The following is a 23,545-nucleotide window of genomic DNA, read 5'->3' as shown; positions in this document are numbered from 1 at the left end:
GCGGCGGCCCCCGCCAGCGCGACCGTGCCGGAGCGCAGCGCCGTCTGCGGCTGCTCGCCCGTCGCCGTCCCGGCCGCACGCAGGACCGGATCGGCGTCGAACCGTCCGGCGAGACCGTCGTCGACGAGCGAGCGCGCCGTCTCGGCGTACCGGACCTCGCCGGTCAGGAGCGCGAGTTCGAGCAGCCCTTCGGCGAGCAGGCCGACGTCCTCGATCGTGGGCGGCGCAGACGACGAGCCGTGGGCGGTGCTCGAGCGGACGGCGACGTGTCCGTCCCGCACGTGGGCGGCGAGGACCGCGTCGGCAGCACTCCGCGCGAGCGTCGTCATCTCGTCGTCGCCGTGCCGCGCCGCAGCACGGGCCAGCCCCCGGACGGCGAGGCCGTTCCAGCCGGTCAGCACCTGGTCGTCGAGCGGTGGCCGATCGAACCGCCCGCGCTCGTCGAGCGGCAGGCGGTACCAGTCGCCCTCGACGCGTCGCCCGTCGATCGTCGACTCGCTGTCCTGCGCCGCAACGAACGCGCCGTCGGGCCGCCGCAGCGTGTCCCGCATGAAGTCCGCGATGCCCCGGGCCTGCTCGGCTCCGGCGACCGCGAGCAGTCCCGCGTTGTCGTACAGCATCCGTTCGTAGTGCGGCACGCTCCAGTCGCGCTTGGTCGCGTACCGGAACACACCGCCGTCGGCGTCGGTCAGCTCGGTCGTCCGGATCGCCCGGAGGCTCCGCTCGAGCAGCCCTCGTGCGGCGTCGTCGCCGTCGGCCGCGACCTCGCCGAGGAACTCGAGGAGCGGCGCGCTCGGGAACTTCGGCGCACCGCCGAAGCCCCCGTACGTGGCGTCCTCCGCCGAGACGAGCTGCGCGGTCACCGAGCGGATCGCGTCGACGGACGGGAGGCTCGGTGCACCTCCGTCGGACGGCTCACCACCCTGCGCGGTGGCGTCCGCCTGCGCCCCCTGGGCGATCGCCGCGGCGATCGCGCCGGCGTTCGCGTCCACCTCGTGCCGTCGCTGGGTCCACGCGTCGAGCACCGCCGCCAGGACCTGGCGGAACGAGCCGACCTGGCCGACCTGCGTCGGGGGGTAGTAGGTCCCCGCGAAGAACACCCGCCCCTCGGGCGTCGCGAACGCGGTCAGCGGCCACCCGAGCTGCTGCGTGAACGCGCTCGCCGAGGCCATGAGGCTGGCGTCCACGTCGGGACGCTCTTCTCGGTCGACCTTCACGGCGACGAAGTCCCGACGGAGCAGCTCGCCGATCTCCGGGTCGGAGAAGCTCTCGCGCGCCATGACGTGACACCAGTGGCACGTGGCGTACCCGACCGAGACGAGCACGGGCACGTCGCGCTCCCGCGCCTCGGCGAATGCCGCGGGTCCCCACTCGCGCCAGTCCACCGGGTTGTCGGCGTGCAGGCGCAGGTACGGGCTGACCGCGGTTCCGAGCCGGTTGTCCTTCATTCCTCCAGCGTGCCCCGTGGGGGCTGGGCGGTGGTGACGATCCGGCGATCGGTGGACAGCTCGTGCTCGTCCACAGGCGCAAGCCGCGGAGTCAGGGCCACGGTGCCCGGGCCGGCGGTCAGCCGGGCAGCCAGCCCGTGAGCGACGCGAGCTGTCGTGCGATCTCGAGCGGGGACCTGCCGTCGGTGTCCACCCGCGCGACCGTGTCCGCGACGGCCGAGTCGAGCCTCCCGGCCGTCGCCGCGCTGTGGGCGAGCTGCGCCTGCGGGACCGTGCCGCCCGCTCGCCGGGCCAGTCGACCGGTGGTGGTGGCGTCAGAGGCGCGGAGCAGGACCGCGGTGACGACCGGGTCGTCACCCATCGCGGCGGCGAGCCGTTCGTGCTCGAGCACGGACACGGTGTTCGTGAAGACGAGCCGGTGGTGCCCGAGTTCGCGGTACTCCGCCCACATCGCGCGCAGGTTCCGTTCGGCGAGCCGGACGGTGGGGTGCGCCACGTGCGGAGCCGGGTGCGCGAGGTCCAGGAGGTCGCCCTCGATGACCGCGTGCGGGACGTCGGCTGCCGCCAGCAGGTCGTGGAGCGCCTCGGCCGCGGTCGACTTGCCGACGCCCGAACGCCCGCCGACGAACAGGACCTCCGAGCGTGGCACCGGTTCAGCCCCTGCCGAGCGAGAGCAGCACGAGGGCGGCGTCCTCCGGGCCGTAGTCGAACATGCGGTCCCAGAACGGATCCTGCGCCCAGGGGACGTCACCGCCGGCCGGCACGGCGTGTGCGGTCTCGAGCAGCCAGTCGACCTCGGGCCGGACGGCGTCGGCGTACCGCGGGGGCTGCCACCCGAGCGCGCGAGCCGCCGTCGTGTCGAGGACGAACGGCGACGGTGCGCTCCACGGGGTCGTCCCGACGAAGGCGGGGGCGTCCTGGTCGAGCAGGACCTCGTCGAACCGGTGGTCGACGAGCCCGGCCAGGGTGCGCACGATCTCGAGGACGTCGGGCGCGGTCTCGTCGGCCACGTTGAGGATGCGGCGGTCCGGAGCGTCGGCGACCAGACGCACGAGGGACGCGATCCCGCTCGCCGCCGTCGTGTGGTCGACGCCCCGTCCGTGGTCGGCGAGCAGGATGCGCTCCCGGCCGTCGAGTGCGCGGCGCACCACGAACCACTCCCGCGGGCGGCCGGTGCCGACGCCGTACACCTTCGAGGGACGGAGCACGGTGACGGGGGCACCGTGGTCGAGCAGGACCTGTTCGGCGGCGACCTTCGCGGCCGCGTACCCGTCGCGCGCGGTCGGGTCGCCGTCGCCCGCGACGACGGTCGGCTGGAGCTCGGTCACCGCGCCGCCGAACACCGGCTTGTCGACCGAGTTCGCGTGCCGCCCCTGGTCGTCGACGTAGACCGCCTTCGACGACACGAACACCGTCGAGCCGACGTCGTCGAGGAACGGCCGCAGCTGCAGGGCGTCGTCCCGGGTCACGCCCACGGTGTCCACGAGCAGGTCGGCACCCGGGCGGAGGAGATCGCGGAGCACGCTCGTGTCGCGGCGGTCACCGGACACGAAGGAGGCACCGGCTGCGGTCAACGCACCGGCTGCGGGACCGCCGCGTCGGGCCAGGACGTCGACCTGCCAGTCGTCGCCGCCGCGGCCGGAGACGTCGAGGAGGTCACGGACCACCGCCGACCCGATCCCGCCGGTACCGCCGAGGACGACCGCGCGTCTGGTGCTCATGCGCCAACGCTAGTGCCGCGGGGACGGTACGGACGGCGTGGTCGGCGTGGTCGACGCCGAGGCCTCAGGACGCGACCAGCTCCGGTTCGAGGCGCCACCACTCGGCGAGGGACCCGTCGTAGACCTTCACGTGGTCGTGCCCGAGCACCGTCAGGGCGAGCGCGTCCACGCACGCCGCGCTGCCGACGCCGCAGTACGTCACGATCTCGTCGGCGTCGAGCACCCGTGCGAAGACCTCGGCGAGGGCCGGGCCGCGGCGGAGGGTGTTCGTCTCGGGGTCGACCACGTCGTCCGTCGTGATCGCCGTGCTGCCGGGCACCACGCCGGGGTGGTCCGTGCCCAGGGCCGACGGAGGGGCCGCCAGGACGACGGCCGCCGGCTCCTCACCACGGACGGCGCGCAGGACACGGTCGTGGTCGGCCCACACCGGACGCTCCTCACCGGCGAGGAACGACTCGGCGGACGACGGGCGGACCTCGCCACGGAGCGGTCCGACCCGGACCGGTCGTCCCTCGTCGCGCCACTTGGCGAAGCCGCCGTCGAGCACCGCGACGTCGTCGAAGCCGAACGCGCGGAAGATCCACCAGAGCCGCGCGGCCCACTCGCCGACGCTGTCGTCGTACACGACCACGGTCGAGCCGTTGGTGACGCCGAGACCACGCGCGGCGGACTCGAAGCGCTCGGCACTCGGCCGGGTGAAGGGCACGTCGGCGTCCGGCGAGGAGAAGTCGTCGACGAGGTCGGCGTACCGGGCCCCGGGGACGTGCCCGTGCTGCTCGTACGCGTCGCGGGCGGCCTTCCACTGCATCGCCGTGCCGACCCCCGTCGTGTGCACCGACGCGTCGAGGACGACGAGTTCGTCGGCACCGATGTGGTCGGCGAGCCACTGCGTCGACACGAGCGGCGAGGTCAGGACGGGGGCCATGGCGCCCACCGTAACGCGGCCCTCCGACGAGGCCTCGGATGTCCGACACACTGCGCAACGCCAGTGTCCCCGACGCCTGGATGCCGAATCCGCTCGCACCGGACGGGCGGACGTTGCCCGTTCGTTCGGCCGGGCCGGGGACACGACATCCCACGCGTCGATCGACGCGTGGGATGTCGCAGAGCGGAGCGACCGTGGCGGCCCGGGCAGCGGCAGCAGCGGGGTCCGCCGCAGCTGCCTAGTGCGCCGCGGCCGGGATGCTGCCCGTCGTGGCGGCCGACGCGTGCGCGAGCTTCGCGAGCCGCACCGACTGCCGGTTGATGAGCAGCCCGCCGGCGAGGGCGACGAGCACGAGCACTCCGGCCGAGATGCCGAAGGCCACGTGGTACCCGTCGATCACGGCCTGAGCCTGCTGCAGCTTCGTCGGCGCTGCCGAGAAGCCCGACAGGCTGTCCTTCACGACGTCGGCGAAGATCGTCGAGAGCAGGGCCGTGCCGATCGAGCCGCCGATCTGCTGCATGGTGTTGACCGTCGCCGAGGCCACGCCGGCATCGGCCCGGGCGACCCCGGTCGTCGCGGTGTTCATCGCGGACGAGAAGATCGTGCCCATGCCGAGACCGATGACGATCAGCGCCGGCAGGACGGTCCCCGCGTAGGTGCTGTCGACCTCGGTGCGGAGCAGGAGCAGCAGCCCGGTCGCCGCGACCAGCCCGCCGGCGAAGATCAGGACCTTCGGACCCACGCGGGGGAGGAGGCGCCCACCGATCTGCGTCGCCGAGATCATGATCGAGAGCGGCATCGGGAGGAACGCCAGCCCGGTCTGCAGCGAGCTGAAGCCGAGCGTCTGCTCGAGGTAGTACGTCAGGAACAGGAAGATGCCGAACATGCCGATGGCGACCAGGCCGATGGCGATGAACGCGCCGCCGCGGTCGCGGTCGAGGACGACGCGGAGCGGCAGGAGCGGGTGTGCGACCCGGGTCTCGATCAGGACGAACGCGGCGACGAGCAGGACCCCCGCGGCGAGCATGACGATCGTGAGCGGGGCGTCCCAGCCGTTCGACTCGGCGTTCGAGAACCCGTAGACGATGCCGACGAGGCCCGCGGTGATCGTCAGGACCCCGGCGACGTCGATGCGCGGACGCTCGACCTTCGGCGGCTTCGCCATGAAGACGAGTGCACCGATGACACCGAGCACCGCGAACACGACGTTGACGTAGAGGCACCAGCGCCAGGACGCGTACTCGGTGAGCACACCGCCGAGCAGCAGGCCGATCGCCGCACCCGAGCCGGCGATGGACCCGAAGATGCCGAAGGCCCGGCCGCGTTCCTTCGGGTCACGGAAGGTCGTGGTGAGCATGCCGAGCGCCGACGGGGCGAGCAGGGCGCCGAACACACCCTGCAGTGCGCGGGCGGCGACGAGCAGCCCGAACGAGTCCGCGAGGCCGCCGAGCACCGAGGCCAGGGCGAACCCGACCAGGCCGACGATGAAGGTGGTCTTCCGGCCGAACAGGTCACCGAGGCGACCGCCGAGCAGGAGCAGGGAACCGAACGCCAGCGAGTAGGCGGTGACGATCCACTGGCGCTGGTCGGTGCCGAAGCCGAGGTCGGCCTGCGCCGACGGGAGGGCGATGTTCACGATGGTCGCGTCCAGCACGACCATGAGCTGGGCGAGGGCGATGACCGCCAGCGCGATCCAGCGGTGCTCGGCCCGGCCGGAGCCGGAGCCGGGCGTGGTGCCGGCAGCGCGGCCGGTCGTCGTGTGTGCGGACCCGGTCGGGGTCGGCACGGTCTGTTCTGCCGTCACGGCAGCCTCCTTCTGGGAAGGGTGGAGGTGGCGGAGCACGCGCCGTCGAGCGCTTCGCGAGGAGGTGGAACCGGATGTGGTGCATCCGTTTGTGTCGAGTGTAGACCGAAACGGAGTCGGTGCATCCGTTTGTTCCCAGAATCGTCAACTACGGTCGACCTCGTGAGCACCACCGACACCGCGCACGACCTCGAGCGCCCCCTGCGCGCCGATGCCGCGCGCAACCGCGAGTTGATCCTGCAGACCGCTCGCAGGTGCTTCGCCGAGCGCGGGTTGTCGGTCACGCTCAACGACATCGCGCACGAGGCCGGCGTCGGGGTCGGGACGGTCTACCGCCGGTTCACCGACAAGGACGCCCTGATCGAGGCGCTCCTCGCCACCAAGTTCGAGGCGATGAACGCCGCCGCCGCCCGCGCCGCGCAGGAGTCCGATCCGCGTGAGGCGCTGCGCATCTACCTGATGGGCGTCTTCGAGTTCCGCGCGCGCGACCGAGCCCTCGCCGACGCCATCGTCCGCGCGGGGAAGGCGCGGCCGTCGATCGTGCACGAGCGGGACCGGCTCGAACGCCAGGTCGCGACGATCATCGAGCGTGCCACCGTCGCCGGGGTGGTGCGGGCCGGGTTCAGCTACGCCGACCTCCCGATGCTCACCACGATGGTCGGCGCCGTCGCGGACACGACCCGCGCCCACGACCCGGACGCCTGGCGCCGCTACGCCGAGGTCGTGCTCGAGGGCGTCCTGCCCGGCGGCACCACCGATCCGATGGTCGGTGCGCCGCTCGACCGCGCCGCCATCGAACGCGCCCTGCACGGCCAGCCCTGACGGTCGCCGGCGCCTCGACCGCTACAGCCAGCTCGGCAGCCAGTAGTGCGACCGGACGAAGTCCCACGGCACCTGCAGCCCGGTCCACATCGGGTACCAGTACGCCGACGCCAGCACGACCACGCCGAGGTACACCCCGACCCACACCAGCGCGCGCGTCCGTCGCGGCCGCGGATCGGTCCGTGACCCGGCGACGAGCCCGATCGCCGCGGCCAGGGCGATGACGAGGAACGGTTCGAACGCCACCGTGTAGAACTGGAACACCGTGCGGTCGGTGTACAGCAGCCACGGCAGGTACCCGCCCGCCACACCGATCAGCACGAAGCCGTACTCCCAGCGTCGACGCAGCACGAAGAGCACGAGCAGCGCTACCGCCGCGACCACCGAGGCGTACCAGACGAACGGGTTCGCGATGCCGGTGATCGCCTCGCCGCAGCGGTCCGCCCAGCAGCCGTCCTGGCCGCGGTTCGTCCCGACGTAGTACATCGACGTGGGCCGCTGCATCACGAGCCAGAGCAGCGGGTTCGCCTGGTACGAGTGCGGGGTGTGCAGGCCGATGTTGAAGCCGTAGATCTCCGACTGGTAGTGCCACCAGTTCTGCAACGAGTCCGGCACCCACGCGAGCAGGCCCGTCCACCGCTCCCCGCCGGATGCGATCCAGTCCCGGTCCCATCCGCCGGACGTCCGGAACCACCCGGTCCACGACGCCAGGTAGGTCACGGCGGCGATCGGCACCGTGAGCAGGAACGTCACCGGCGCCTGCTGCAGGAAGGCGCTCGACGACCAGAACGCCACACCCGCGCGGCGACGCATCATCATGTCGCTCAGCACGGAGTACAGCGCGAAGAACGCCAGGAAGTACAGGCCGGACCACTTCGTCGCGGACGCCAGACCGAGCGCGACGCCCATCGCGACGAGCCACGGCCGCCAGACCAGCACCGGCCCCCAGAGCGTGTCGCGTCCGTCGTCCGCACGGCGCCTGACCCAGTCGTCGAGCCGCCGCTGCGTCCACCTCCGGTCGAGCAGCAGCGCTCCCGCTCCGAGCACGACGAAGAACGTCAGGATGCCGTCGAGCAGCGTCACGCGCGACAGCACGATCGCCTGCCCGTCGATCGCGAGCAGGAACCCTGCGAGCGTCCCGATCGCCGTCGAGCGGAACAGCGAGCGCGCGATGACCGCGGTCAGGAACACGGTCGCGGTGCCGAGCACGGCGACCGTGAACCGCCACCCGAACGAGCTGTCGGCGCCGAACAGCAGCATGCCGAGGCCGATCAGGTACTTCCCGAGCGGCGGGTGCGCGATGAACTCCGCCGCCCTCGAGTACAGGTCGGTCTCGCCGTCGGCGAAGCGTTGGTCGGTCGTCGGGGCGCCGTCGTCGGAGGAGTTCCCCGGCCAGGTGCCCTCGTACCCGAGGTGCACGATCGACCAGCCGTCCTTGACGTAGTACGTCTCGTCGAACACCAGCGAGTGCGGGTGACCGAGTCCGACCAGCCGGAGCACGGCCGCCAGCAGGGTCACCGCGATCGGACCCGTCCACCGCCAGATCGCAACGCGCTGCGACGTCGACAGGACCCGACCCCACCAGTCGTCGAGGCGGGAGCCGGCCGGTCCGTCGACGAGGGCGGTGCGGTCGTCGGTCAGCTCGCTGGTCATCGCCTGCATCCTACGGATCGCCGCCACGGCGGACCTGGCACCAGAATGGGGAGGTGATCGTCCTCGCAGCAACGCCCATCGGCAACCTCGGCGACGCGTCGCGCCGACTCGTCGAGACCCTGTCGAACGCGAGCGTGGTGGCCGCCGAGGACACCCGGACCGCGATCCACCTGATGCGCGCGCTCGGCATCGAGAACCGCCCCCGCCTCATCGCCCTCCACGAGCACAACGAGCGCGCGAAGGCCTCCGAGGTGGTCGAGCTCGCCCGCGACGAGGACGTGGTGGTCCTCACCGATGCGGGCATGCCCGCGATCAGCGACCCCGGCTTCCCCCTGGTGGAGGCCGCGGCGGCCGCCGGGGTCACCGTCACCGCCCTGCCCGGCCCGTCCGCGGTGCTCATGGCGCTCGCCGTGTCCGGCCTGCCGACCGACCGCTTCAGCTTCGAGGGCTTCCCGACCCGCAAGGCGGGGGAGCGCCGTCGCCTGTTCGCGTCCCTGGCCGGTGAGCAGCGGACGATGGTGTTCTTCGAGTCACCGCACCGGCTCGCCGACACGCTCGCCGACATGGCCTCGGGCTTCGGCGACGACCGCCGCGCGGTCGTGTGCCGCGAGCTCACGAAGCTGCACGAGGAGGTCCGCCGCGACTCGCTCGCCGCGCTCGCCGCGTGGGCTGCCGACGGGGTGCGCGGGGAGATCTGCGTGGTCGTCGAGGGGTCGACCGGTGCGCTCGACGTGACGAGCATCGAGGACGGTGTGCGGCTCGTGCTCGAGCGGGTCGCAGCCGGGTCCCGCATGAAGGAGGCCGCCGCGGCGGTCGCGGACGCGACCGGGCTGTCGAAGCGCGACCTGTACGAGGGCGCGCTGGCCGCGCGGTAGGGCCGACCACCGTCGGTCTGGAGGCACGGGGCGGGCCCGCCACGCGCCTCCCGTCCGGTTCTCCACAGGCGGCGCGCGGGGCGCGTCACGCGGCTCCGGCCCGCCCGTAGGATGGTCCGCATGTCCGACGGGTCCTCGTTCAGCATCACCACGCCGATCTTCTACGTGAACGACGTGCCCCACATCGGGCACGCCTACACCGAGGTCGCCGCGGACTTCATGGCGCGTTGGCACCGGCAGCGGGGCGACGACACCTGGCTGCTCACGGGCACCGACGAGCACGGCCAGAAGATCCTGCGCACCGCCAGCGCGAACGACGTCTCCCCGAAGGAGTGGGCCGACCGGCTCGTCACCGACGCGTGGAAGCCGCTGCTCGACACGGTCGACGTCGCGAACGACGACTTCATCCGCACCACCGACGAGCGCCACGAGCGGGGCGTGACGGCGTTCCTGCAGAAGCTGTACGACGACGGCTACATCTACGCCGGTGAGTTCGAGGGCTTCTACTGCGTCGGGTGCGAGGAGTACAAGCAGCCGAGCGACCTCGTGCCCGGCACCGGTGCGTACGAGGGTCAGCAGGTCTGCGCGATCCACTCGATCCCGGTCGAGGTGCTGTCCGAGCGCAACTACTTCTTCCGCATGAGCGACTTCGAGCAGCGTCTGCTCGACCTGTACGAGTCGAACCCGCAGTTCATCCAGCCCGAGAGCGTCCGCAACGAGATCGTCTCGTTCGTGAAGCAGGGCCTCCGCGACCTGTCGATCTCCCGCTCGAGCTTCGACTGGGGCATCCAGATCCCCTGGGACCACGACCACGTGCTCTACGTGTGGTTCGACGCGCTGCTCAACTACGTCACCGCACTGGGCTACGGGTCGGACGACGACGAGGCCTTCCGTCGCTTCTGGCCGAGCGTGCACATCGTGGGCAAGGACATCGCCCGCTTCCACGCCGTGATCTGGCCGGCCATGCTCATGGCGGCCGGGCTCCCGGTACCGGAGCGCGTCTTCGGGCACGGCTGGCTGCTCGTCGGCGGCGAGAAGATGTCCAAGTCGAAGCTGACCGGCATCGCGCCGTCGGAGATCACCGACACCTTCGGCTCGGACGCGTTCCGCTACTACTTCCTCCGCGCGATCACCTTCGGGCAGGACGGCAACTTCAGCTGGGAGGACATCTCCGCCCGGTACTCGGCCGACCTCGCGAACGGCTTCGGCAACCTGGCCTCGCGCCTCGTCGCCATGCTGCAGAAGTACTTCGACGGTGCCGTCCCGTCGCGCGGCGAGCTGACCCCGTCGGACGAGGCGATCGACGCGCTCGCGGTGTCCGTCACCGAGCGTGCCGACGCCGCGGTCGAGGGATTCGCGCCGCACGAGGCGATCGCCGCCGTGTGGGAGCTCGTCGACGCCCTGAACGGGTACATCACCGAGCAGGAGCCGTGGGCGCTGGCGAAGGACGAGACGAAGCGCGAGCGCCTCGGCACCGTCCTCGCGACCGCGCTGCGTGGCCTCGGCACCGTGAACGTCCTGGTCTCCCCGGTGATGCCGAAGGCAACCGAGAAGCTCTGGGCGTCGATCGGCGCCGGCGGCTCCGTGACCGAGCAGCGCGTCGACCGTGCCTGGGAGTGGCAGGGCGCCGAGACCGTCGTGCCCCTCGAGTCCGGCCTGTTTCCGCGCATCGAGCAGCAGCCCGAGCAGGGCGCAGCGTGACCGACGCGGCCGACGGCTCGCACGTCCGGGCTCGGGGCGAGGGGTCGTCCGGCGGCTCGAAGCGCGACCTGAGCTACCCACCGCTGCCGCAGGCGCTCGTCGTCCCGGTGTACGACAACCACACGCACATGGAGATCGCCGACGGCGTCGGCGAGGGCGGCGACGGTCCGCTCGACTACCGCGAGCACCTCGACCGCGCGTCGAGCGTCGGGGTCCGCGGCGTCGTGCAGGTCGGCACCGACCTGGCGACGTCGGAGTGGTCGGCGCAGATCGCCGCGCGGGAGCCCCGTGTGCTGGCTGCCGTCGCGCTGCACCCGAACGAGGCACCCGTGCTCGACGAGCAGGGGCTGCTCGACGAGCACCTCGCCGGCATCGAACGGCTCGCGGCGCTGCCCCGGGTCCGGGCGATCGGCGAGACCGGTCTCGACTTCTTCCGGACCGGCGAGGACGGCCGTGCGGCGCAGGTCCGCTCGTTCGAGGAGCACATCCGGATCGCGAAGGAGCACGACCTCGCGCTGACGATCCACGACCGCGACGCGCACGACGCCGTGGTCGAGGTGCTCGACCGCGTCGGCGCTCCCGAGAAGACCGTCTTCCACTGCTTCTCCGGCGGTCCGGACCTCGCCCGGCTCTGCGCCGAGCGCGGCTGGTACATGTCGTTCGCCGGCACCGTCACCTTCAAGAACGCGCAGTCGCTCCGTGACGCGCTCGAGGTCGCGCCGCGCCACCTGGTCATGATCGAGACCGACGCGCCCTTCCTGACGCCGACGCCGTACCGTGGTCGGCCGAACGCCCCGTACCTCATCCCGCTCACGCTTCGGTCGATGGCCGAGACCCTCGGCACCGATCCGTCGATGCTCGCGGCGCAGATCGCCTCGACGACCGAGCTCGTGTACGGGGCGTGGGACGCCGAGCCCGTCACGGTGGACCAGTAGCCGTGGGCACGCTGCTCGGCCCGGCGGAGATCCGGGACCTCGCTGCCAAGCTCGACGTCACCCCGACGAAGAAGCTCGGCCAGAACTTCGTGCACGACGCCAACACCGTGCGCCGCATCGTGACGGCCGGTCGGGTCACGCCGGACTCGCGCGTGCTCGAGATCGGACCGGGCCTGGGGTCGCTGACCCTCGGCCTGACCGAGACCGGCGCATCGGTCACCGCGGTGGAGATCGACGGGCGGCTCGCGGCGCAGCTCCCGACGACCGTCTCGCTCATGCAGCCCGACGCGCGCTTGCAGGTCGTCCACCAGGACGCCCTCGCCGTGACCGCCGACGAACTGCCGGAGGCACCGACGCACGTCGTCGCGAACCTGCCGTACAACGTCTCCGTCCCCGTGCTGCTGCACCTGCTCGCGACCTTCCCGACGATCGAGCGGGTGCTCGTGATGGTGCAGGCCGAGGTCGGCTACCGCATCGCAGCGGAGCCCGGCAGCAAGGTCTACGGCGCGCCCAGCGTCAAGGCAGCGTGGTACGGGTCATGGTCGACGGCCGGGCAGATCAGCCGCCAGGTCTTCTGGCCGGTGCCGAACGTCGACAGCGTGCTCGTCGGGTTCGACCGTCGTGAGCGCCCGGGGGACGAGACGCTGCGGGCGCAGGTCTTCGCCCTCGTCGACGGGGCGTTCCAGCAGCGCCGCAAGATGCTCCGGCAGAGCCTGTCCGGAGTGCTCGGCTCCAGCGCTCGTGCGTCGGAGCTGCTGATCGCCGCCGGTCTCGACCCGACAGCACGGGGCGAGGCGCTGTCGCCGGCCGACTTCGTGCAGCTCGGGCGGACGGTCCTCGCCGCCGGCTGACGGCGCTTGCGAAATACGAAGTGTTCGGTGTCGCGGTACGCCGCGATCTACGGTCGTCTCCACAAGAGGGAAACGAGGCGATCATGCACGAACAGCACGAACGGACAACGCGCGAATCCTGGAGCTCGTCGGATGTTCCACCCTTCCCGGTGACCGCGCGCAGGCGAGCCCCGGGCGAGCCGCTGGTCCTGCGCAGGACGCCCTTGGTGGGAACGCTGCAGGAACGCTTGGCTCGATTGCACGAAGCGATGAACCCGCCTCGCGAACGACCGACGCACCCATCCTCGGCCGACAGCAGGACCGTCTGATCGGTGGGGGTGGACGATCTTGATGGGTCCGAAGCTGAAGCTGGCCTGCAGGCATTCGGCCGGGGCCGCGTACTCCCGCAGAGCCTTGCCGTCGACATCAGCTTCGTCGCGAGTTGCCTGGATCAGCAGGACGCCGATCACCGGGAGTGCAGCGCGTACCTGGAGCGGCTGACCGACGCCGGGACGGTCCTCTTCTTCACCGATCTGACCGAGCTCCAACTGCACGATCTCGCTCGGGCGCTCCGAGCCGTGGAGCGCCCGGATGCGTCTGGCAGTCGCCCGCTCGGTCGTGGCGGCCTCGCACTCCTGCCTCCGACTCCCGAGGACGTGTTCGACCGCTGGCGGACACTGGTCGCCTCGACCGAAGCCATGTACTGCGAGATCCCGGAGGTGATCGAGGGAACGTGGGCCGTCATGGCCGCGCACGACATCGACGCCGCGCGCGCAGCATCGGTCAGCCTGGCGAAGGTCACGGAGGCCGATGGACTGGTGACCACGGATCCGGCCTTCGCAGCGGTCGCGTCGGCAACGCTCCCGATCTTCGTACCTGGTCGGGTTGCAGATGCCATCCTGCGCGAACAGATGTCGACGGAGAAGGGTGCGCATCGCGACTGACCGCGAGTCGAGGGGATGGAGGATCTCCTCCATCCGACACGCTCCCGGCCGCGGGCCGCGGGCCGCGGCCCGCGGCTCAGTGGCCGCGACCCGCCATCGCCTCGAGGAGCTGCTGGTGCGTCCCGTCGCGCTCCGCCCAGCGCAGCGGCTGCACGTTCTGCACGAGGATCTCGGGCGCAGCGCCGGACTCGAGCAGGCCCATCACCTCGTCGGTGAACTCGTCGAGGGGCATCCCACCGAAGTCCGCCCCGCCCATCAGGTCCGTCTGCACGGCCGGCGGCGCGAGCTCCAGCACCTCCACCGAGCTGCCGACGAGCTGCTGCCGGAGCGCCTGCGTGTAGGAGTGCACGGCCGCCTTCGTGGCGCTGTAGGTCGGGGTCGCGGTGAGCGGTACGAAGGCGAGACCGGACGACACCGTGATCAGCGTCGCCGCCGGTCGGGCGAGCAGGTGCGGCAGGAACGCGTCGATCAGGCGGATCGTGCCGACCAGGTTCGTCTGGACGGTCTCGAGCGCGTCGTCGATGTGCCCGGGATCGCGGAGGTCCTCGTTCCGCATGATGCCCGACATCGTGACGACGGTGTCGAGCGACGGGTGGCGGGTGACCACGTCCGCTGCGGCGCCGGCGATCGAGTCCGCGTCGGCGACGTCGATCACGACCGTGCCGAAGCCGTGCTCGGCGGCGAGGGCGTCCAGGCGGTCCTGGCGTCGACCGCCGATCACGACGGTGCTGCCGGCGGCCTGCAGGCGCTGCGCGAGGGCGAGCCCGAGGCCCGAGGTCCCGCCGGAGATGAAGACGGTGCTGTTCGTGGTGTCCATGCCGACCACGATGCTCCTGCGGGCGGGTCGCCTCCAGGGCGCGTGCATCGGGGGACCGGCGGTCCCTGGTTCCGCCGCGTGCGAGACGGCACGATGGGGGCATGGACCGACCCGCGCTCGCCGACTTCCTGCGCCGCCGCCGCGAGCTCCTGCGGCCCGAGGACGTCGGCCTCGGCAGCGGCGCGCGCCGACGGACGCCCGGTCTCCGCCGTGAGGAGGTCGCCGGGCTCGCTGGGATGAGCGTCGACTACTACACGCGGCTCGAGCAGCAGCGCGGTCCGCAACCCTCCGAACAGATGGTCGCGGCGATCGCCCGGGCACTGCGCTGCAGCCTGGACGAGCGCGACCACCTGTTCCACCTCGCCGGGCACACCGCCCCGGTCCGTCTGCACCGTGCGGACCACGTCGACCCGGCGATCCTGCGCGTGCTCGACCGGCTCGAGGACACCCCGGCGATCGTGGTCAGCCACCTGGGGGAGACCCTCGTCGAGAACCGGCTCGCACGGGCGCTGCTCGGCGGGTCCGTGGACCTGCCGGGCAACGAGCGCTACCAGGCGTGGCGCTGGTTCGTGACGGGAACCGAGCAGGCGAAGTACGCGCCCGAGCAGCACGACCGACTCGGACGGGTGGTGGTCGCGTCGCTCCGCGCTGCCGTCGGACTCGCGGGACCGACCGACCGGCGGGCGACGGAGCTCGTCGCCGAGTTGCAGCGCCGCAGCCCGGCCTTCCGCGAGCTCTGGGAACGGCACGAGGTCGCGACCCGCTGGTCGGACAACAAGACCATCGTGCAGCCCGAGCTCGGACGGATCACCGTCGACTGCCAGGTGCTGCACACGGACGACCAGGCGCAGGCGCTCCTGCTCTTCACCGCGCCGCCCGGGAGCGAGGACGCGCAGAAGCTCGAGCTGCTCGGCGTCGTCGGCACGCAGCAGTTCGGCGCGGACAGCGTCGCGCGCTGATCCTCGGTCGGCCGGCGCCCGACCAGGACCGTCGACCGTCAGTCGGCTGCAGCGCCCCGGGCCCGCAGCGCCGCGACGACGGCCTCCGGGTCGTTGCACCGGAACCGCAGCGACCGTGCGTCGCGGATCGTGACCTGGACGCCGGGTCCGCCGTCGAGCAACACCGCCGTCCCGCCGGGAACGAGTCGGATGCCCAGCCCGCCGGAGTTGCCGCCCGTCATGTGCACGACCTCGGCGGAGGTGACCTGCTCGGGGGCGACGCGCCGCCGGTACCACCACGGCCGGACACGCACCTCGAGGACCTCGTCGACCCGAACCGTCATCCGCATCAGCACCGAGCCGATCCCGAGCGCGACCGTGACGGCGAGTGTGACCACCAGGACGCCCACGTCCGACGCCGTCGGCGGCTGGTCCTGCCACCCTGCCGGCACCGCGAGCACGAGCGTCGCGATCCCGACGGCGGTCGCGATCACGGCCCAACCGATGACGGTCATCACGCGGCCGGAACGGACGGTCTCCTCGTACGCGGGGTAGGACATGCGTTCCACCCTCGCACACCCGGCGCGGACGCACGAGGCGAGCCCGGCGCGGACGCACGAGGCGACCCCGGCGCGGACGCACGTCGCAATCCCACGTCACACACCTGGCACCCCCAGGCTCGCCGTGCCTAGGGTGGCCCGGTGACAACTCCGCGCGTGTACGTCATCCACGAGAACCCCGAGTGGTTCCCGCCGTTCGCCGCTGCCTTCGCGGCAGAGGGTGTCCCGGTCGAGGAACTCCTGCTCATCGACGGAGGTGCCCTCGGCAGCATCGACCTGTCCGCCGAGCCTGCTCCGGGCGTCTACTGGTCACGGATGTCCGCGTCGAGCCACACCCGCGGTAACGAGCACTCCAAGGAGTACGCCCGCGCGCTGCTCGGCTGGCTCGAGCGCTCCGGGGCGACGGTCGTGAACGGCAGCCACGTGCTCGAGCTCGAGGTGTCGAAGGTCGCCCAGCACGGGCTCCTCCGCGACGCCGGCTTCGACGTCCCCCGCACCACTGCGGTCTTCGGCTCGGCCGCGCTCAAGGACGCCGCGCGGACCTTCACGGACGGGCAGGACATCCCGTTCATCACGAAGCACAACCAGGGCGGCAAGGGCCTCGGCGTCCGGCGCTTCGACACCCTCGCCGAGTTCGACGCCTACGTCGACAGCCCCGAGTTCGAGGCCCCGGTCGACGGCATCACCCTGCTCCAGGAACTCCTGACCGCGCGCGAGCCGTTCATCACCCGCGCCGAGTTCGTCGGCGGCGAGTTCGTCTACGCCGTCCGCGTCGACACGAGCGCCGGCAGCTTCGAGCTCTGCCCCGCCGACGCGTGCGAGGTGCCGCAGACCATCGCCGGCGCCGTCTGCGACGTGCCGGGCGTCGAGACGACCAGCACCGCAGCGCCCGGCGCACCGGCCGCCTTCGCCGTCCGCGGCGAGGTCACCGCCGGTCACCCGCTCGTGCAGCAGCTCCGGACCTTCCTCGCCGAGCAGCGCATCCAGGTGGCGGGTGTCGAGTTCATGGAGACCACTGACGGCCGCACGGTCGTCTACGACGTGAACACGAACACGAACTACAACCCCGCCGTCGAGGCGGTCGCGCCGGTCTCCGGTCCGCGCGCGATCGCGCGCTTCACCGGCGCGCTCCTCGAGCAGGCGTACGCCGCGTCGGCGACCACGGCCTGAGACGACACCACCCACCGGCCTGGAGGCTCGTGGCGGGCCCGCCCCGCGCCTCCAGACCGTCACGACCCACCTGAGGAACCACACGTGCGATTCGGATACTGGACCCCGCTCTTCGGCGGCTGGCTGCGCAACGTCGAGGACGAGGACATGCCCGTCACCTTCGACTACGTGAAGCGGCTCGCGCAGCGTGCCGAGCGGATCGGCTTCGACCTGACGCTCGTCCCGGAGCTCAACCTCAACGACATCAAGGGCACGGCGGCGCCGAGTCTCGAGGCGTGGGCGCTCGCGGCCGCGCTGGCAGCCACGACCGAGCGGCTCGAGATCATGGCCGCGATGCGCCCGGGCTACCACCTGCCGGCCGTGACGGCGAAGCAGGCCGCGACCATCGACGAGATCTCCTGTGGTCGCTTCACGTTCAACGTGGTGAGCGCCTGGTGGGCGGAGGAGGCCCGGCAGTACGGCGGCATCTTCTCGGAGCACGACGACCGGTACGCCCGCACCGAGGAGTTCGTCGCGATCCTCAAGGGCCTGTGGGCGGAGACGCCGTTCTCGTTCACGGGGGAGTACTACGACGTGCAGAACACGCACCTCGAGCCGAAGCCCCGGGTGACGCCGCGCATCTACGCCGGCGGCGAGAGCGAGGCGGGCAAGAGCTCGATCACGCGCTTCGCCGACGCCTACCTGACGCACGGCGGCACGGTCGACGAGCTCCGCACGAAGATCGCCGAGATGCGGCGCCGCCGCGAGGACGCCGGAGCGGCCCCGTTCGAGGCGTTCGGCATGGCCGCGTACGTGATCGTCCGTGAGACGGAGGAGGAGGCGCAGGCCGAGCTGGCGCGCATCACCGACGTCCGCCACGGGAAGGCGTACGAGTCGTACCAGGACTTCATCTCGAAGTCGCAGCTCGAGCACGTCCCGTCGCTCGAGGACTACTCGGTGTCGAACCGCGGTCTGCGCCCCGGCTTCGTCGGCACGCCGCAGCAGGTCGCCGACCGCATCCGCGAGTTCGAGGACGCCGGCGTCGACACGCTCCTGCTGCAGTTCTCGCCGCAGGCCGAGGAGATGGAGCGCTTCGGCGAGCAGGTCATCCCACTCGTGCGCTCGTCGGTCGTCGCGGAGCCGGTCGTCTGATGGCGGCCGAGGACGACTGGGCGTTCGAGACCCGGCAGATCCGCGCCGGGTTCACGGCCGACCCGGGCTTCGGCGCGAACGTGCCCCCGATCGCGCAGAGCGCGGCGTACATCTACCCCTCGGGTGAGGACGCCGCGGCGCGGTTCATGCTCGACGCCCCCGGCCACACGTACACGCGGGTCAACAACCCGTCGGCCGCCGCACTCGAGCGTCGCGTCGCCGACCTCGAGGGTGGGATCGGCGCACTGGCGCTGGCCTCGGGACAGGCCGCGACCTCGCTGGCCGTGCTCGGTGTCGCCCGAGCGGGCGCCCACGTCGTCTCGTCGGCGTCGCTCTACGGTGCGACGTACACGCTCTTCCACTCGACCCTGAGCGACCTCGGCATCTCGTTCACCTTCGTGCAGGACCCGACGGACCTCGACGAGTGGCGTGCCGCGGTGCGCCCGGAGACGCGGGCGTTCTTCGGCGAGAGCATCCCGAACCCGCGCGGCGACGTGCTCGACTTCGCCGGCGTCGCCGGGGTGGCGCACGAAGCCGGGGTCCCGCTCATCGTCGACAACACCATCGCGACGCCGTACCTCGTGCGGCCGATCGAGCACGGCGCCGACATCGTCGTGCACTCGGCGACGAAGTACCTCGCCGGCCACGGCAGCGCCATCGCCGGGATCATCGTCGACAGCGGGAACTTCGACTGGGCCGCGCAGGCGGATAAGTACCCCCAGCTCACCACGGTCGAGCAGTCCGGGTTCGCCGGCACGGCCTTCGCCGAGAAGTTCGGTCGCCGCGCGTTCATCCAGCGCACCCGGTCGAAGCTGTCCGCCGACCTGGGGCCCGCGATCGCGCCGTTCAACGCCTTCCTCGTGCTCCAGGGCATCCAGACGCTGTCGCTCCGGATGGACCGGCACGTGTCGAACGCGGCGGTGGTGGCCTCGTGGCTCGACGACCACGCGCAGGTCGAGCACGTGCACTACGCGGGACTGCCCTCGTCGCCGTGGCACCACCTGCAGCAGCGCTACGTGCCGAAGGGACCGTCCGCCGTGCTGGCGTTCGACCTCGCCGGTGGTGTCGCGGCCGGCCGACGGTTCGTCGCCGCGCTCGAGCTCTTCGACCACGTGTCGAACCTGGGCGACGTGCGGTCGCTCGTCGTGCACCCGGCGTCCACGACCCACGTGCAGATGACCCCCGAGCAGCGTGCGGCCGCCGGCGTCGGGGAGGGCCTCATCCGCCTGTCGATCGGGCTCGAGCACGTGGACGACATCCTGGCCGACCTGGCGCGGGGGTTCGCGGCGGCGGGGACCCCGGCGTAGTCCACCGCCCGGCGCGGGGAGGATAGGTTGGACGCATGACCTCGCTGGCCGCACCGACCCGCGTGCGGGTGCGCGCTCCCGGCAAGATCAACGTGTTCCTGTCCGTCGGTGCCCTGCAGGACGACGGCTACCACGACGTGGCGACCGCGTACCAGGCGGTCTCGTTGTACGAGGACGTCACCGCGGAAGCCGCCGACGACTTCTCGGTCCGGTTCACGGGGCCGATCGACACGAGCGCGGTCCCGACCGACGACTCGAACCTGGCGATCCGCGCGGCTCGGCTCGTGGCCGAGGCCGCCGGGCACCGGGGTGGCGTCCGGCTCACCATCGAGAAGCAGGTCCCCGTCGCCGGCGGGATGGGCGGGGGATCGGCGGACGCTGCGGCGACCCTGCTCGCTTGCGACACCCTGTGGGGTACCGCCCTGGGGCGGGACGAGCTGCTACGGCTGGCGGCCCGCCTCGGAGCGGACGTGCCCTTCGCGTTCGCCGGGGGCACCGCAGTGGGGACCGGCCGCGGTGACGAGCTGAGCCCCGCGCTGGCCAAGGGCGAGTTCCACTGGGTCCTCGCGCTCAGCGACGATGGGCTCTCGACCCCCGCGGTGTACCGCGCCCTCGACGAGCACCGGGAGCGCTACCGCGCCGACATCCGTCCGGCGCCCACCACCCCCGTGGTCGAGGCGAACGTGCTCCAGGCGCTCCGGGCCGGCGACGCCGACCTGCTGGCCGACTGCCTGCACAACGACCTGCAGGCACCCGCGATGCGTCTGCAGCCGGGGCTGGCCGCGACGATCGAGGTCGGGGAGAAGGCCGGTGCGCTCGCGGGCATCGTCTCGGGGAGCGGGCCGACGGTGGCGTTCCTGGTCGCCGACCGCGATGCTGCGCTCGAGGTGCAGGTGGAGCTCAGCGCCGCCGGGCTCGTGGCGCTCCGGGCGACCGGCCCGGTGCACGGCGCCCGCGTCGTGCACTGACCGTTCCCACCGCGGACACCGCGTGCCGAGCGGGTCGTCCGTCGTCCGCCGGGCGCATGGCGCCGCCGGGGCTCAGCCGCGGACGAACTCGGTGATGACGACCCGCCCGGTGCGCCACTTCTGCTCGACGTGGAAGCCGTGCTCGGCGAGGACCTCGGTCGTCTCCGGCTGGATGTTGCGAGCCTTCGGGGTGCCGCCGACGAACCAGACGGTGTCGATGTCGCCGAGGCGTGCCGGGATCGTCGACGCCAGGTCGCCGTTCTGGTTCCAGAGCGCGCCCGTCTCGGCGCCGTTCGTCGAGATGCCGAGGTCGGTCATGCCGGAGAACGCCCACGGGTAGGACACCCGGACGACCTCGGCCGTGGAGGTCGGGTGGCCGTAGACGCTCCCGAACACGACGCCCTCGTTGGCGCCCGTCCGCGACCCGCGCTCGGCCGCGATGATCGACGCGGCGTTCGCCCACGTCGACTCCTGCTTCGAGCGGGGCGTCTTGACGTCGATCGCGCTCGGGACGCTGAGGACGAGGAAGACCGCGAGCACCGCGGCGATCAACGCCCGGCGTCGCAGGGCCGTGATCGCGAGGGCGATGAGGAGCGCGACGAAGGGCATGCTCAACGACGCGTACTTCGGGGAGTACAGGTGCTTGCCGAGCGCCGTCGCGGCGAGGAGCACCCCGGTGGGCAGCAGCGCCAGCGGCAGGGCGACCCGGACGGCCTGCGCACGCAGGAGCGCGCGCACGGTGGGGACGCGGCGGTGCGCGGCGACCAGGGCCGAGACGGTGCCGAGCACGAGGAGCGCCCACGCCACGGTTGCGTACGAGTCGATCCCGCCGAACCACGCGGTGGCGAACACCTGGCGCGGCGTGCGCTGGGAGATGCCGGAGATCCACGCGACCTGCTTCGACTGTTCGACGACCTCGAGCACGAGCGGCGACGCGAGGAGTGCAGCGGCCGCAGCGGCGACGACCCAGCGGACCAGGACCACGCGGCTGACGAGCGGGGCACCGGCGCTCGAGCGTCGGCTCCACGTGCGCGACCTGCGCTCGGCGAGCCACGTCCAGGCCAGGGCGGCAGCGTGTGCGACGACGGCGAGTGCGAGGTAGACGTTGAAGGACACCGCCAGGAGTGCGAGCAGCCCGTAGGCGACCCACCAGCGGACGCTCGATGCTCGCGACGCGCCGGACCGGGTGCGGCGGAGGGCCGTGATGCCGACGAGCGTCAGCGCGACGGCGAGGGTCGTCACGGTCGCGTAGGGGCGTCCCTCGGACCCGGCCCACTGCACGCGGGGGATCGCGAGGAACACGAGCCCGGCGACGATGCCGAGCCGACGACCGCCCAGACGACGTCCGAGTGCGACGACGAGCCCGGCGGAGACGCCGATGGCGAGCGCGCTCGGGAAGCGGAGGGTGAAGGGCGTGTACCCCACGAGCCAGAACCAGGCGTGGATGAGGACGTAGTAGAGGCCGTGCACCGCGTCCACGTTCTGGAGTTCGGCCCAGAGCTGCGGCCAGCTGCGCGTCGCGCTGGTGACGGTCGCGGCCTCGTCGTACCAGATCGACGGGACCCAGGCGAAGAGCGCACCTGTGAGGACGCCGAGGGCGCCGATGGTCAGCTCCGGGGTGCGGACGGCGGCGACCCGCAGGGCCGTCGACGCGGACCGCAGACGGGTACGGACCGGCGCGACCCCGGCGGAGGCGGGGACGGCGATGGTACCGGTCTGGGGTGCAGTCACGCCCGCGACGGTAGCGCGCCGGGCTGGACGAGTGCCCGGTAGCGGTGTCCCCTCCGTGAGAGTTCGCCATGCCGTAGGGTCACGGACACCATGACGACACTCCGCATCCGAGACGCCGCGCGGTACCTGGGCGTCAGCGACGACACCGTCCGACGCCTGGTCGACGCCGGCACCCTGCCCCGGTCCGAGGACCCGTCGGGCCGCACCGTGGTGGAGGGGCGGGACCTCGCTGCGTACGTCCGCGGACGCGATGCCGGGCTCGAAGACCCGTCCGGCGTGCGGAGCTCCGCCCGGAACCGTTTCGTCGGCATCGTCACCGACCTGGTCGTCGAGGGGGTGGTCGCGCAGGTGGAGCTGCAGGCGGGGCCGAACCGCGTGGTGTCCCTGATGACCGCCGAGGCCGTCCGCGACCTCGGGCTCGAGGTCGGCTCCGTCGCGGTCGCCTCGGTCAAGGCCACCATGGTCACCGTCGAGGTGCCGGACCAGCCGGAGCGCGCACGGTGACCACGCCTGCGCCCGACCCCGCTGCGCCCGACCCCGACGCTGCCGCGCTCGCCGATCGGCGCCGCAGCACCTCGCGCACGGCCGCGCTCGACGGCGCCGGGCAGCCCGCGCTCGACGCGCTCGCCGGTGCCCGGGTGCTCGTCGTCGGCGCCGGGGGCCTCGGGGCACCCGTGCTGACGTACCTGGCGGGCTCCGGGCTCGGCCGCATCACGATCGTCGACCACGACACCGTGGACACGTCGAACCTCGCACGACAGACCCTGTTCGCCGCCGCCGACGTCGGGCGCTCGAAGGCCGAGTGCGCCGCCGACCGGGTGCGCGGCGTCGACGCCGTGGTCGAGGTCGTCGCCCTGGCCGAGCGGTTCCGACCCGAGCACGTCGCCGACCACGACGTCGTGGTCGACGCGGCCGACAGCGTCGAGGTGACCCGTGCCGTCTCCGACGCGTGCGCCGCGGCCGGCGTGCCCTTCGTCTGGGGGACCGCCCTCGGCTACGACGGGCAGGTCTCCGTGTTCCACGACGCCGCGGCCGACCCGGTCGACTTCCACGACCTGCACCCCGAGGCACTGCCGGACGAGGGGTCCTGTGCCGCCGACGGTGTGCTGCCCGCCCTGTGCGGCGCGGTCGGTGCGGTGATGGCGGCGCAGGTCACCGCCCTGGTCGCCGGCCTCGGCGAGCCCTTGCTCGGCCGGGTGCTCACGGTGGACGCCCGGCGCTGGCGCTGGACCGAGAGCCGGCTGCGCCGCGGTCCCGGGTCCGTC

At 72.3% G+C, this 23,545-nt stretch carries 22 protein-coding genes; 13 read left to right on the top strand and 9 right to left on the bottom strand.

Features of this window, described 5'->3' with window-relative positions:
- From D8M35_RS09210 to D8M35_RS09190, 5 genes are all read right to left on the bottom strand, one after another.
- The coding region (locus D8M35_RS09210) for a thioredoxin domain-containing protein (RefSeq protein ID WP_148113349.1) at window positions 1–1,448 on the bottom strand (1,448 nt) is incomplete at its 3' end.
- A 118-nt stretch (window positions 1,449–1,566) separates the two neighbouring features.
- Window positions 1,567–2,097, bottom strand: a complete 531-nt coding sequence (locus D8M35_RS09205) for an ATPase (RefSeq protein ID WP_126891585.1) — start codon at window positions 2,095–2,097, stop codon at window positions 1,567–1,569.
- Window positions 2,098–2,101: 4 nt separating this feature from the next.
- Window positions 2,102–3,169 (bottom strand): NAD(P)-dependent oxidoreductase, encoded by a 1,068-nt coding sequence (locus tag D8M35_RS09200; protein ID WP_126891584.1) that lies wholly within the window; start codon window positions 3,167–3,169, stop codon window positions 2,102–2,104.
- Between the two features lie 64 nt (window positions 3,170–3,233).
- Window positions 3,234–4,094, bottom strand: coding sequence for a sulfurtransferase (locus D8M35_RS09195; RefSeq protein ID WP_126891583.1), 861 nt, complete (start codon window positions 4,092–4,094; stop codon window positions 3,234–3,236).
- A 238-nt stretch (window positions 4,095–4,332) separates the two neighbouring features.
- Entirely contained in the window at window positions 4,333–5,898 is a 1,566-nt protein-coding gene (locus tag D8M35_RS09190) for an MFS transporter (protein WP_126891582.1), read from the bottom strand.
- A 162-nt stretch (window positions 5,899–6,060) separates the two neighbouring features.
- Between D8M35_RS09190 and D8M35_RS09185 the strand changes: the two genes are divergently transcribed.
- On the top strand, window positions 6,061–6,720 hold the full coding sequence (locus D8M35_RS09185) for a TetR/AcrR family transcriptional regulator (protein ID WP_161972634.1): 660 nt from the start codon (window positions 6,061–6,063) through the stop codon (window positions 6,718–6,720).
- A 21-nt stretch (window positions 6,721–6,741) separates the two neighbouring features.
- Here the strand turns inward: D8M35_RS09185 and D8M35_RS09180 are convergent, their stop codons facing one another.
- Window positions 6,742–8,373, bottom strand: a complete 1,632-nt coding sequence (locus D8M35_RS09180) for a dolichyl-phosphate-mannose--protein mannosyltransferase (protein WP_126891580.1) — start codon at window positions 8,371–8,373, stop codon at window positions 6,742–6,744.
- Window positions 8,374–8,426: 53 nt separating this feature from the next.
- On the opposite strand from D8M35_RS09180, the gene rsmI reads away from it, so the two are divergent.
- The 5 genes from rsmI (at window position 8,427) to D8M35_RS09155 (ending at window position 13,658) form a co-directional block, all read left to right on the top strand.
- A complete protein-coding gene (rsmI, locus tag D8M35_RS09175) occupies window positions 8,427–9,248 on the top strand; it encodes a 16S rRNA (cytidine(1402)-2'-O)-methyltransferase (RefSeq protein WP_126891579.1) in 822 nt (273 codons plus the stop codon).
- 120 nt (window positions 9,249–9,368) lie between these two features.
- Window positions 9,369–10,949: a methionine--tRNA ligase gene (metG, locus tag D8M35_RS09170; RefSeq protein WP_126891578.1), complete on the top strand. Its 1,581-nt coding sequence runs from the start codon at window positions 9,369–9,371 to the stop codon at window positions 10,947–10,949.
- Window positions 10,946–11,884 (top strand): TatD family hydrolase, encoded by a 939-nt coding sequence (locus tag D8M35_RS09165; RefSeq protein WP_174234728.1) that lies wholly within the window; start codon window positions 10,946–10,948, stop codon window positions 11,882–11,884. Before metG ends, D8M35_RS09165 begins: the two co-directional genes overlap by 4 nt.
- Before the next feature lie 2 nt (window positions 11,885–11,886).
- Window positions 11,887–12,735 (top strand): 16S rRNA (adenine(1518)-N(6)/adenine(1519)-N(6))-dimethyltransferase RsmA, encoded by an 849-nt coding sequence (rsmA, locus tag D8M35_RS09160; protein ID WP_126891577.1) that lies wholly within the window; start codon window positions 11,887–11,889, stop codon window positions 12,733–12,735.
- 311 nt (window positions 12,736–13,046) lie between these two features.
- Entirely contained in the window at window positions 13,047–13,658 is a 612-nt protein-coding gene (locus D8M35_RS09155; RefSeq protein ID WP_126891576.1) for a hypothetical protein, read from the top strand.
- 76 nt (window positions 13,659–13,734) lie between these two features.
- Here the strand turns inward: D8M35_RS09155 and D8M35_RS09150 are convergent, their stop codons facing one another.
- Window positions 13,735–14,475, bottom strand: a complete 741-nt coding sequence (locus D8M35_RS09150) for an SDR family oxidoreductase (protein WP_126891575.1) — start codon at window positions 14,473–14,475, stop codon at window positions 13,735–13,737.
- 101 nt (window positions 14,476–14,576) lie between these two features.
- On the opposite strand from D8M35_RS09150, the gene D8M35_RS09145 reads away from it, so the two are divergent.
- Entirely contained in the window at window positions 14,577–15,434 is an 858-nt protein-coding gene (locus D8M35_RS09145) for a helix-turn-helix transcriptional regulator (protein WP_126891574.1), read from the top strand.
- Between the two features lie 38 nt (window positions 15,435–15,472).
- Here D8M35_RS09145 and D8M35_RS09140 read toward each other — a convergent pair whose 3' ends face one another.
- Complete coding sequence (locus tag D8M35_RS09140) at window positions 15,473–15,973, bottom strand: hypothetical protein (RefSeq protein ID WP_126891573.1); 501 nt, start codon at window positions 15,971–15,973, stop codon at window positions 15,473–15,475.
- A gap of 141 nt (window positions 15,974–16,114) precedes the next feature.
- Here D8M35_RS09140 and D8M35_RS09135 point away from each other — a divergent pair, with 141 nt between their 5' ends.
- The 4 genes from D8M35_RS09135 (at window position 16,115) to D8M35_RS09120 (ending at window position 20,549) form a co-directional block, all read left to right on the top strand.
- Window positions 16,115–17,143: a RimK family alpha-L-glutamate ligase gene (locus tag D8M35_RS09135; RefSeq protein ID WP_126891572.1), complete on the top strand. Its 1,029-nt coding sequence runs from the start codon at window positions 16,115–16,117 to the stop codon at window positions 17,141–17,143.
- Window positions 17,144–17,227: 84 nt separating this feature from the next.
- Window positions 17,228–18,274 carry an LLM class flavin-dependent oxidoreductase gene (locus D8M35_RS09130; protein WP_126891571.1) on the top strand — a complete coding sequence of 349 codons (1,047 nt, stop codon included), beginning with the start codon at window positions 17,228–17,230 and terminating at the stop codon, window positions 18,272–18,274.
- Window positions 18,274–19,581 carry an O-acetylhomoserine aminocarboxypropyltransferase/cysteine synthase family protein gene (locus D8M35_RS09125; protein WP_126891570.1) on the top strand — a complete coding sequence of 436 codons (1,308 nt, stop codon included), beginning with the start codon at window positions 18,274–18,276 and terminating at the stop codon, window positions 19,579–19,581. Before D8M35_RS09130 ends, D8M35_RS09125 begins: the two co-directional genes overlap by 1 nt.
- Before the next feature lie 35 nt (window positions 19,582–19,616).
- Complete coding sequence (locus D8M35_RS09120) at window positions 19,617–20,549, top strand: 4-(cytidine 5'-diphospho)-2-C-methyl-D-erythritol kinase (protein WP_126891569.1); 933 nt, start codon at window positions 19,617–19,619, stop codon at window positions 20,547–20,549.
- A gap of 72 nt (window positions 20,550–20,621) precedes the next feature.
- On the opposite strand, the gene D8M35_RS09115 is transcribed toward D8M35_RS09120, so the two are convergent.
- Window positions 20,622–22,280, bottom strand: coding sequence for a glycosyltransferase family 39 protein (locus tag D8M35_RS09115; protein ID WP_126891568.1), 1,659 nt, complete (start codon window positions 22,278–22,280; stop codon window positions 20,622–20,624).
- A 90-nt stretch (window positions 22,281–22,370) separates the two neighbouring features.
- Here D8M35_RS09115 and D8M35_RS09110 point away from each other — a divergent pair, with 90 nt between their 5' ends.
- Both D8M35_RS09110 and D8M35_RS09105 read left to right on the top strand, forming a co-directional pair.
- Entirely contained in the window at window positions 22,371–22,784 is a 414-nt protein-coding gene (locus tag D8M35_RS09110; protein ID WP_126891567.1) for a molybdopterin-binding protein, read from the top strand.
- On the top strand, window positions 22,781–23,545 hold a 765-nt coding region (locus D8M35_RS09105; RefSeq protein WP_148113348.1), incomplete at its 3' end, for a HesA/MoeB/ThiF family protein. The genes D8M35_RS09110 and D8M35_RS09105, both read left to right, overlap by 4 nt.

The sequence above is a fragment of the Curtobacterium sp. HSID17257 genome (assembly GCF_003989515.1).
In the GTDB taxonomy this organism is placed as follows: Bacteria; Actinomycetota; Actinomycetes; order Actinomycetales; family Microbacteriaceae; genus Curtobacterium.
Note: the sequence above shows the minus strand (reverse complement) of the source record. Positions and strands in the feature narration are given on the sequence as shown.

Excerpts from the sequence above, each read along its gene's own strand:
- D8M35_RS09200 (WP_126891584.1), bottom strand. The coding sequence starts at position 3,169 with ATGAGCACCAGACGCGCGGTCGTCCTCGGCGGTACCGGCGGGATCGGG.
- D8M35_RS09195 (WP_126891583.1), bottom strand. The coding sequence starts at position 4,094 with ATGGCCCCCGTCCTGACCTCGCCGCTCGTGTCGACGCAGTGGCTCGCC.
- D8M35_RS09180 (WP_126891580.1), bottom strand. The coding sequence starts at position 8,373 with ATGACCAGCGAGCTGACCGACGACCGCACCGCCCTCGTCGACGGACCG.
- metG (WP_126891578.1), top strand. The coding sequence starts at position 9,369 with ATGTCCGACGGGTCCTCGTTCAGCATCACCACGCCGATCTTCTACGTG.
- D8M35_RS09150 (WP_126891575.1), bottom strand. The coding sequence starts at position 14,475 with ATGGACACCACGAACAGCACCGTCTTCATCTCCGGCGGGACCTCGGGC.
- D8M35_RS09145 (WP_126891574.1), top strand. The coding sequence starts at position 14,577 with ATGGACCGACCCGCGCTCGCCGACTTCCTGCGCCGCCGCCGCGAGCTC.
- D8M35_RS09140 (WP_126891573.1), bottom strand. The coding sequence starts at position 15,973 with ATGTCCTACCCCGCGTACGAGGAGACCGTCCGTTCCGGCCGCGTGATG.
- D8M35_RS09125 (WP_126891570.1), top strand. The coding sequence starts at position 18,274 with ATGGCGGCCGAGGACGACTGGGCGTTCGAGACCCGGCAGATCCGCGCC.
- D8M35_RS09120 (WP_126891569.1), top strand. The coding sequence starts at position 19,617 with ATGACCTCGCTGGCCGCACCGACCCGCGTGCGGGTGCGCGCTCCCGGC.
- D8M35_RS09110 (WP_126891567.1), top strand. The coding sequence starts at position 22,371 with ATGACGACACTCCGCATCCGAGACGCCGCGCGGTACCTGGGCGTCAGC.